This is a genomic window from Methanocalculus sp. (assembly GCF_030651615.1).
Classification (GTDB): Archaea; Halobacteriota; Methanomicrobia; order Methanomicrobiales; family Methanocorpusculaceae; genus Methanocalculus.
The window spans coordinates 1-9,565 of record NZ_JAUSCG010000158.1; the positions used below are offsets into that span (position 1 = coordinate 1).

Here is a 9,565-nt window from a genome sequence, read left to right on the forward strand (position 1 = left end):
TCAATTACGAAGAGGAAGGGGAGCTGAAGGGGATCGGGGTGGAGCTTCTGAAAGCAGCGTATGAAGAGATGGGATTCTCCCTGCCTGATGATGCCATCCGGATCGGACTCTTCACCGAAGGCTATCAGACCACACGCTCAACCCCCGGATATGTCCTCTTCTCGACTGCGAAAACACCTGAACGGGAAGATCAGTTCCTCTGGGCAGGCCCGATCGCATCGTATACTATCGTCCTCTTCTCCCGGCGTGGTAGTGAGATCGCCGTTACAGACGAATGTGATCTCAACCAATACAAAATCGGTGCAGTTGAAGATGATGTATCGGTTCTGGAGCTGAAACGGGCAGGAGTCGATGAGGATCAGATCATCACCGATCCTGATCCAATAAACCTGATTCGTTTGCTCGACCGGGGCGAGATTGACCTCTATGCTTCCGGTGATGTTGCCGGAGAGTACCTGATCGCAAAAGCAACCGGAAAGTACGGGTATTTTATCCCTGTCTATACACTCACAGACGTCAACCTCTACTATGCATTTAATAAGGAAACACCAAAGCAGGAGATCGAAAGGTTTCAGTCTGCTATTGATGCCCTGAGAGATACCCCCGCAGATGGTGGGTTGAGCAGCTATAACCGGATACTCAACCGGTATATGCCATCAAAGGGTCTTGCCACCCTCACGTATATGACCGAAGAGCACTATCCGTACAACTATATTGAGGATGGGGAGAGGAAGGGGATATCCATCGACCTTCTGGAAGAGGTCTTTACTGATCTCAACGCCGACCTCTCCCGTGACCAGATGATCCTCTCCACATGGGAGGAAGGGTACCAGAAGACCCTCTCTATCCCCGGTTATGTCCTCTTCTCAACTGCAAGGACCCCTGAGCGTGAAGACTTGTTCCTCTGGGCGGGTCCGATTGTAAGGAGCAGAAACGTCCTCTTTATGCGAGCCGGTGAACGTGTGCAGACGGAAGATGATCTTCTCAAACTCTCTGTTGGAGCGATCACCGATGATATCAGCGGAGATGATATCAGAGCGCTTGGTTTTGAGAAGATCACATACGCAACCGGTGCTGAGGAACTGATACATGCACTTGAAGCCGGTGAGATCGATGCATGGGCATATGCTGAGTATCCCGGCATCAGGTTGATCGGAATGCATGCCCAGCAGCCGGAGGCGATCACCATCGCCTATCCCCTCACGATTCATGAGTACTATGTCGCATTCAACCGTGAAACTCCCGAGTCCCTTATTCAGGCTTTCCAGCAGGCGCTTGACCGTATACGATCTGAAAAGGATGCCTTTGGTGTCAGCCGGTATGAGCGGATCCTCTACCGGTATATCACCCCTGGGTATGCAACTGAGGTGCTGACGAAAGAGGATGCAATCGATCTCGTATCATCGACAGCAGCAGCATTGAAACGGGATGCCCCGGCAACACTCCGGGAGATCAATGCGGGGAGCCCCCTCTATACTGTCCCCGATAAACCAGGACTCTATGTCTTTGCCTATGATACTAATGTCGTCATGGTTGCCCATGCAACAAATATCCATCTTGTCGGGGTGAGTTTCAAAGGCAAGACTGATGTCACCGGAAAGGCGTTTCGTGATATGATGGTGGAAGGAGCGCTGGAGAATGGTTCTGGATGGGAAGACTATATCTATATCAATCCGGCAGAGAGCGGCCTCTTCTGGAAGAGCACCTACTATCAGCTTGCAATCGGCAGTGATGGGAAAGAGTATGTGGTTTGTAGCGGGATCTTTAAGACGGAGTGAAATGGGGTTTGGTCAGCATCTCTGCCTGTGGTATTATCAATGGCGGGTTCAATCCTGAGGGAACGATCTGCATCGATTGCAGAAATGCTGACATATTCCTTCCATCCACAGGAAAAGGACACGGGATCATGCTCGGTGAGATTCATTCATGTGAATCGGAACTCTGGGAGGAGCTCGTGATGTTTCTCTTTGATCTCTGTGACGAGGCATTGATAACAGTTGGCACAGAATCTGAATCTGCGCTTATCACCGAGTGGGCGGCTTCATGTGGCCGGATGATTGAGGTCTTTGAGAACGAACGTGATCCGATCTATGACCGCTGGGTTTGTGTCGGATAATTCCCTCTTCAATCCGGGCAACATTCGGTTATTTTATATGTTGAATAACTGAATGTTGAATATGCATAGGAATAAGACGGGTTTACTCAGGCATTCCCAGATTATTTTTCTTTCCATTATCCTTCTGGCTTTATTTGTCCTCTGTTCAGGGTGCATGACAGAGGAGCCCGTTGAACAACCGGCTCTGATCTTTCTGACCGAGGAATTCCCGCCCTTCAATTACGAAGAGGAAGGGGAGCTGAAGGGGATCGGGGTGGAGCTTCTGAAAGCAGCGTATGAAGAGATGGGATTCTCCCTGCCTGATGATGCCATCCGGATCGGACTCTTCACCGAAGGTTATCAGACCACACGCTCCACACCCGGATATGTCCTCTTCTCGACTGCGAGAAGACCTGAGCGGGAAGATCAGTTCCTCTGGGCTGGCCCGATCGCATCGACCACTATCGTTCTCTTCTCCCGGCGTGGCAGTGAGATCACCGTTGCAGACGAACGTGATCTCAATCAATACAAAATCGGTGCAGTTGAAGATGATGTTTCGGTTCTGGAGCTGAAACGGGCAGGAGTCGATGAGGATCAGATCGTCACCGATCCTGACCCAATAAACCTGATCCGGATGCTCGACCGGGGCGAGATCGATCTCTATGCCTCAGGTGACCTTGCCGGAGAGTACCTGATCGCAAAAGCAACCGGAAAATACGGCTATTTTAACCAGGTATACCGGCTCACGGAAGTGGATATTTATTATGCTTTTAATAAGGAAACACCGAAGCGGGAGATCGAATGGTTTCAGTCTGCTATTGATGCCCTGAAAGAGACCCCCGCAGATGGTGGGTTGAGCGGCTATAACCGGATACTCAACCGGTATATGCCATCAAAAGGTCTTGCAACCCTCACGTATATGACCGAAGAGTATTACCCGTACAATTTCCTTGAGGATGGTGTCGTGCAGGGGATCTCAGTTGATATTATTGAGGAGATCTTCACTGATCTTAACACAGACCTCTCCCGCGACCAGGTGTTCCTCTCCACATGGGAGGATGGATACCAGAAAACCCTCTCTATCCCCGGTTATGTCCTCTTCTCAACTGCAAGGACCCCTGAGCGTGAAGATCTGTTCCTCTGGGCAGGGCCAATTGTCAGGAGCAGAAATGTCCTCTTCATGCGAGCCGGTGAAAGCGTGCAGACGGTAGATGACATCTTCAAACTCTCTGTTGGGGCAATCACCGATGATGTTGCAGGAGATGATCTCCGATTACTCGGCTATGATAAGATCAAGTACGCAACCGGTGCAGAGGAACTGATACAGGCACTTGAAGCTGGTGAGATCGATGCATGGGCATATGCTGAGTATCCCGGCATCAGGCTGATCGGGATGCATGCCCAGCACCCTGAGGCGATCATCATCGCCTATCCCCTCACGATGCATGAGTACTATGTCACGTTCAATCGTGAGACTCCCGAGCCTCTTATCCAGGCGTTCCAGCAGGCGCTTGACCGGATACAATCTGAAAAGGATGCCTTCGGTGTCAGCCGGTATGAGCGGACCCTCTACCGGTATCTCACCCCGGGATATGCAACAGATCTCCTGACAGAAGAGGATGCAGTAGGGCTCGTCTCACGTACAGCAGATGCACTTGCAGATGATGCCCCGGCAACGATCCGGGCGATCAAAGCCGGGCGCCATCCATACAGGGATGAACAGAAACCTGGCCTCTATGTCTTCGTATATGACACCGATGTGGTGATGGTTGCTGATGCAACGAATATCCATCTCGTCGGTGTGAGTTTCAAGGGTAAGACCGATGTGACAGGAGAGGCGTTTCAGGATATGATGGTGGAGGGAGCACTTGAGAATGGTTTTGGATGGGAGGATTATGTCTCTCTCAACCCGGCCGAGAGCGGACTCTTCTGGAAGAGGACTTATTATCAGCTCGCAATCGGCAGTGACGGGAAAGAGTATGTGGTTTGCAGCGGAATCTTCAAGACGGAGTGATGAGATAAATTGTGAAAACCCCATTTATATGTGTTGGAAGGTTAAGGGTATGATTAATATATAGTATCTGGAGGATATAGAATGCGTTGGCTCTCTCTGATCGTTATCACCTTGTGTTTCTTACTAATTCCTGGAGTATGTGCAACAGGCCCTGAACCGGTATCAATCTTCTCGGCATCTCCATCATCCGGACAAGCACCCCTCACTGTGCAGTTCACCGATCTCTCAGAAGGCTCTCCTACCTCATGGCTGTGGTTGTTTGGAGATGGAGGAAGTTCAACTCAAAAGAATCCGACATATACCTATACTGATGAGGGGATCTATGATGTGATCCTGACGACGACGAATGCCTATGGGCAGAGTACCAGTCAGCGTGTGAAATATATCCGTATCGGACTTGAACCGACGCCAAACTTCATCGCAACTCCACTCCTTGGCTCCCCTCCTCATGAGGTCCGGTTCACTGATCTCTCTGATGGTTCTCCCACCTCATGGCTCTGGTTATTTGGGGATGGAGACACTTCTACTGCGAAGAATCCGACACATATCTACACGCAATCAGGACGATATGATGTGTTACTTCGGGTATCAAACGCCGTTGGTACAAGTGATCGGATAAAAGAACAGTATATCACTGTTGGGTATCCACCAACAGCAGAGGTGAAAGCGTCCCCCACCACCGGCCATGCACCCCTCTCGATCAGCTTCACCGATCTCTCTCTGAATGCACCCACTCAATGGCTCTGGTTATTTGGGGATGGGGGTAGTTCAACTCTTCAGCATCCGACTCATATCTATACTACCTCAGGAACGTATGTGGTCACCCTAACGGTGGATAATCTCTTTGGAACAGATACTGATACCCTGAAGACCGATATCGTTATCCTCCCGCCGGTGACTACAGTTCCCACATACGCACCCGGCCCTGGCCCATCCGGTACACCGCCGGTGGCAAACTTTATTGGAACACCGAGAACCGGAGATGCACCACTCACCGTCAGGTTTACTGATACGTCAGTTGGTGGGCCGAACTGGTGGCGGTGGGACTTCGGTGACGGTCTCCTCTCCAGTGAGATGTCACCATCTCATCTCTACTCGTCGCCTGGCAACTATACCGTCACCCTCATTATCAGGAATGATCATTCATCAGACTCAAAGGTGGAGGTGGGATATATTACCGTCACTGGTGATGATCCGGTTCCTGTGACAGAGACTCCTCAACCGACGGTTAGCCCTGTTATCGGCGGGGGGGGTGGAAGTACTCAATTGAGTGGAACTGGTGGTGCATCCCCATCACCAGAGAGTACTTCTCAGGATGATGGATTCATTCACTCATGGTGGTGGATCATCCTCATTCTGATCCTCATCATTATCGGAGTTGCTGCATACTGGTGGAAATATATGCGCAAAAGCCGTGTTGATGGCTGGTTTTGAATGATCGAAGGGACAAACTGAGGTAAGGGGGGTCTACCTCCCCTTCTTCTCATCCTCATCTGTTCTGCACTCAAGATCCGCAAGAATCATCAAAGGATCCTCCACCTCCCGAACAAGGCTCCGGATCCGCATCAGCCGCTCGATACCGATGAAATGCTCGGCCATCACCCGTCCAAGCGGTGAGAGTTCGATCACCCTGCCCTTCCGGTGAACGAGGCCATGTTTCTGCATCTCAGGTAGAGCAGGCTCAAGTGTCCCAACCATCCTCTCGTTCATCGCCTCAAGGTCTTTTTCGATGCCACGGGCAACAATGGCATTTGCGGCATATTCCTCACTGCTCTCTTCCATCCCATAGACCGGGGCAACCTCTTCCATCGTTCCTTTCAGGAGACTGAGCGCTACCTCCTCTTCTGTCGCCTTCGACTCACGGGAGTATGACCCGCCGGGCTCAGCCAGTATAACAACACGCCCTGCATCATGGAAGTCGGGTCTTCCGGCTCTTCCGTTCATCTGGTGGAACTCCTGCACCGTCAGCCACTCGATCCCCATCGCGAGGGCATCAAAGATCACCTGTGATGCCGGGAAGTCAACACCTGCTGCAAGGGCCGCAGTGGTGATTACAGCGGCAAGCTTCCCTTTTTCAAACTTTGACTCGATCTCCCGCCGCTCCTGTGCCGTGAGTCCTGCATGGTATGGAGCCGCACGGGGACCGATCGCATCAGCAATCTGGTGGCACCGTGATCGTGCATTTGTGAAGACGATCGTCTGACCTTTGAACCCTTTCGATGAGGTCTTCCCAAACTCCTCGAAGATGAGCCGTTTGATTGTCGGGATCTTTGCGTCACGCTCGACAAAGAGGAGATGTCTGTCCAGTGAGACCGGCCGTTCGGCATAGGTCACAAGATTTGCGCCCAGCTTCTTTGCAAGGAGGTGGGGAGCCCCGATCGTTGCCGAGAGGTAGATGAACTGTGTCTTTGGTGCGACATGTTTCAGCCGGGCGATCATCCCATCGAGCCGGTGACCCCGTTCCGGATCTTCGAGCATCTGAACCTCGTCGATGACGACTGTCCCGACATTTGTGAGCTCTTTTCCTCTCCTGAGGACGTTGTCAAACCCTTCATAGGTCCCGATGATGATATCCGATCTGGAGTCGCGGCGGGCAACTGATCGCGTCTCGGGCAGGTTCAGCCGCGAGACACCGGTCGAGATGGAGACACTTGCAAGGTCCTTATACGTCTCGGTGAACCGTTCGTACTTCTGATTCGCAAGTGCAACAAGCGGTACCAGAAAGAGCAGCCTCCCCCTCCCTTCGAGAAGGTTCTTGAGACCGGCCATCTCGCCGATGAAGGTCTTTCCGCTTGCAGTCGCCGCAACAACAAGCAGGTGCTTTCCATACAGGAGCCCCGCTTCAACAGCGAGCTGTTGTGCGGGCATCAGGGAGGTGATCGATACCGCATCGACGAAGGCACGGGGGAGCGGGAGCTCTTCGAGCTTCTCAGTCTGTGTCACCGGATGAGCGTCGACCCTGTCAAAGAGGGTCTTCTTCATATCCAGGCTCTCGGGCTGGATGATCGCAAGGACGGCTTCAAGATCCTTATGCTCCATCAGGAGGTCTTCAATATAAGCCCTCGTCCGTTTCCCGAGTTTCTTCAGATGAGAGAGTTCCCGGTTGAGCTCTTTTCGTGCACAATCCGGGCAGATCCATTCCCGACCACATCGTATTGCGATCTCTTTTGAGAGTTGTGTAACCCGGTCTTCAAGGAGGCAGATCCGACAGATCTTTACAAAACTGTAGGGAATCTGGAGGCTTGTGATGAACTCCTCAAAATCGGGATCGTTATTCGTCAGATACACATCACCGACGCGGAGTGCGGCGATCAGATCCTTCGTCGGTGTCTTCTGGGGATGGGATGCACCTGGCCGCCTGACCATAAACTCATCAGGACGGATACCCCGGGTCGTCCTTGCCAGAGATACCGACGCAACATGCCGTATCCTGCGATCGTCAAAAAAGATGATCCGGTATGCCTTCTTCCATGGAAGGATGATTGCGCTCATGAGTAGTTACTGCGCCGCCAGATCATGGATGGTATAGGAGAGGCCTGCTGTCTCGAGTCGTTTGATGAAGTCGGTGAGCTCTGAGTCAACAACGATGATCGCACAGTTCATCCCATGAAATGCCGCTTCGATCACCCCTTCCCGTGCACCATAGAACATATCGGACCGGATACCTGACCGCTTCAGTGCCATGTATGCTTCCACACCGACAGCTCCGATGATCTCAGCCTTCTGGACGATCTTATAGAGCCTCTCCTTCTCGATCGAACGGGATCCGCCACGCTCAATGCGTGGTACTTTACAGACGCAGACGGTCCCCTCGGTATGCTCAATTATCCCGTTTAACCGGGCAACACCAATATCAGTTCCTTTCTCTGCATCATCAATAGCAACACCCATCGCCGCCTGTCTCTCTCTTCCTGCGAGGAGCCAGCCTCCCTTCATGAATACGCCGACTTCATCCCCTTTTTTGAGATCCTCCGCAGCTATTGCGGCCCATATTGCCACCTGCTGTATGATGTCGCGTCTGATATGGCGTGCATAACTCTCAAGCTGCTCGGCACTCTGCAGGACCCATTCTATCCCTTTCCGGGTGACGACATACCGTCCACGACCTTCAGCACTGATCAGTCCGTCATCCGAGAGATCGCGGATATATTCGGAGATCGCCTGTGGTGTCACCCCGAGTTTCTCAGCAACCTCCTGCTGGCGGATAGATGGCTGATGCTCGGCAACTTCGACAAGAACCTGAAATCTGGTCGTCTCCCTTTTGCTTCGGAGAAGGATGCCGAGAGGATCCTTATTCGTCTCCATCATTTTTCTCCATTAAGGAGGATCAATCCCTGACCCCTGACATCAAACTGAGGAAGCCGCTTTGCGATTCCTTTGACATAGATCGGCTTTACACCGACTTTACGTGCAATCTCACCGATCGAGGTATTTCCTGCATCTACTTCGCTCTGTATTTTATCGGAGAGATCCCTGAGTGTCTCATCATTTGATGTTGAGATATAAAGCATCGAGACGAGATCCTCCATTGAACACTGAAAATTTGCTCTGAACTTGAGGTAATTAACCCGATATTCTTTCTCCGGCTTCTTACCGGCACCTGTGCGCCACTGCTCTTCAATAAGATTTCCTTTCTTGAGCATCTTCAGGCAATGATTGATGCACTCCCGGTCATGGGTCTCGCAGAGTTCCTCTTCAGTTACCCATGACTTCGCGAGAAGTTCATAAACAACTTTATAGGCTGAGTTGTTAAAAGTAACAAGGAGAGGTACAAGCTCTACCGGGTCGCTTACAATTTTCGTCTTAGGATGATCTGTCATTGCTTAAACCCTGATGTACTATATTGCTCTGTAATTCTATAACCTTTGTTGATATCTATGCGGAGATCTGGTACTATCATCATCCGCGGGATCGTACAGGGTGTCGGGTTTCGCCCCTTCGTCTACGCATGTGCAGACTCCCTCTGCATCCGTGGATCGGTTACAAACCTCGGTAGTGAGGTAGTAATTCATGCCGAAGGGGAGCATTTCGATGATTTTCTCAAATCTATCCGAAAAGGTCCTCCCCTGTCTGTCATAGACGAAGTAATCGTCCTTCCACTTGAAGGGGTGATTTCTGACCGTTTTCTTATCATGGAGAGTGGGGCCGGCAATCTCAGCGGCATGATTCCCCCGGATATTGCCATCTGTGATGCCTGTATCGAGGATATTAACCGGATAAATGGGCGTTATTCTGGTTATTGGGCAACATCCTGTGTAGATTGCGGTCCGCGGTACAGTGTTATACGCGCGCTTCCCTATGATCGGATCAGAACAACCATGGATCCGTTCTCCCTCTGCCCCGCATGCGAAGAAGAGTACTGGAGCCCGGACTTCCGTCGTCACCATGCCCAGACGATCGCCTGTGGGTCATGCGGCCCTTCCCTGACTCTGATGGATCCAAAAGGACTTCATATG

The 9,565-nt window shown here is 51.5% G+C and carries 8 protein-coding genes; 5 read left to right on the forward strand and 3 right to left on the reverse strand.

All coding sequences use genetic code 11. The features are described from left to right. The 4 genes from Q7V06_RS06900 to Q7V06_RS06915 all read left to right on the forward strand — a co-directional run. The coding region (locus Q7V06_RS06900) for a transporter substrate-binding domain-containing protein (RefSeq protein ID WP_304839944.1) at window positions 1-1,778 on the forward strand (1,778 nt) is incomplete at its 5' end. A gap of 8 nt (window positions 1,779-1,786) precedes the next feature. After that, window positions 1,787-2,116 (forward strand): hypothetical protein, encoded by a 330-nt coding sequence (locus Q7V06_RS06905; protein ID WP_304839947.1) that lies wholly within the window; start codon window positions 1,787-1,789, stop codon window positions 2,114-2,116. 154 nt (window positions 2,117-2,270) lie between these two features. After that, on the forward strand, window positions 2,271-4,109 hold the full coding sequence (locus Q7V06_RS06910; RefSeq protein WP_304839950.1) for a transporter substrate-binding domain-containing protein: 1,839 nt from the start codon (window positions 2,271-2,273) through the stop codon (window positions 4,107-4,109). 81 nt (window positions 4,110-4,190) lie between these two features. After that, a complete protein-coding gene (locus Q7V06_RS06915) occupies window positions 4,191-5,543 on the forward strand; it encodes a PKD domain-containing protein (protein WP_304839952.1) in 1,353 nt (450 codons plus the stop codon). Window positions 5,544-5,576: 33 nt separating this feature from the next. Here Q7V06_RS06915 and Q7V06_RS06920 read toward each other — a convergent pair whose 3' ends face one another. Genes Q7V06_RS06920 through Q7V06_RS06930 form a run of 3 tightly spaced genes read right to left on the reverse strand, consistent with a single transcriptional unit; the run spans window position 5,577 to window position 8,929 of the window. Then, window positions 5,577-7,601: a DEAD/DEAH box helicase gene (locus Q7V06_RS06920; protein WP_304839954.1), complete on the reverse strand. Its 2,025-nt coding sequence runs from the start codon at window positions 7,599-7,601 to the stop codon at window positions 5,577-5,579. Between the two features lie 6 nt (window positions 7,602-7,607). Continuing rightward, on the reverse strand, window positions 7,608-8,417 hold the full coding sequence (locus Q7V06_RS06925) for a winged helix-turn-helix transcriptional regulator (RefSeq protein WP_304839956.1): 810 nt from the start codon (window positions 8,415-8,417) through the stop codon (window positions 7,608-7,610). Beyond that, the gene (locus tag Q7V06_RS06930; protein WP_304839958.1) at window positions 8,414-8,929 is read right to left on the reverse strand and encodes an ArsR family transcriptional regulator; all 516 of its coding nucleotides are present in this window, start codon (window positions 8,927-8,929) and stop codon (window positions 8,414-8,416) included. The genes Q7V06_RS06925 and Q7V06_RS06930 overlap by 4 nt, the downstream gene beginning before the upstream one ends. 57 nt (window positions 8,930-8,986) lie before the next feature. Between Q7V06_RS06930 and Q7V06_RS06935 the strand changes: the two genes are divergently transcribed. Further along, window positions 8,987-9,565: acylphosphatase (locus tag Q7V06_RS06935; RefSeq protein ID WP_304839960.1), on the forward strand; the 579-nt coding region annotated here is incomplete at its 3' end.